Annotated in this window: 1 protein-coding gene; it reads left to right on the plus strand. The window is 63.3% G+C overall.

The features are described from left to right. Window positions 1-226, plus strand: a 226-nt coding sequence (locus AC2TEW_RS39075) for a transposase family protein (RefSeq protein ID WP_484627862.1), incomplete at its 5' end; no start/stop codon positions are given. Between the last annotated feature and the right edge of the window lie 343 nt (window positions 227-569).

Consider the following 569-nt stretch of genomic DNA (forward strand, 5'->3'; position numbering starts at 1 on the left):
CTTCCGCACCCCGTACTACAACCACCACGAACTCCCCGACCACTACCAGCAGTACAACCGCGACCACGCCCGACTCCGAGCACCCGGCGAACGCGCCTTCGCCCAGCTGAAGGCCTGGAAGGCCTTCAGCAAAGCCCGCTGCTCGACCAACCGCATCAGCCGCCTGATCGCCGCCGTCCACACCCTCATGATCCACAGCCCTGCGACCAGCGAAAACTCAGGATGAAAGAGGCTCAGTGCCTGATTGTCTCGTAGGACACGACGATGCCGCACTCGAGTATGGGCCTCCTCGCCTCGCGAAACGAACAGCGGGAACCACAAATACGGCCGCACAGTGGGAGATGATCTTCACCAGGTACCGGTGGTTGCTGTACGACGGCGGCCCGTCCGACACCGCGCTTCCGGGAAGGGTCTGTACGGTGACCGGTGTATCTCCCGATCAAGGAAGAGCACCTGATGAGCGACGTGATCGCCTCGGTTGAGGCGGTTGAAGAGGTCCGGCCGGTCGAGCTGTCGGCGGACCTGTTGGACGATCAGTTGATCGGGTAGCTGGTCGACCGGGCTCGCGC

It is taken from the genome of Kitasatospora sp. NEAU-CNBT7 (assembly GCF_057220535.1).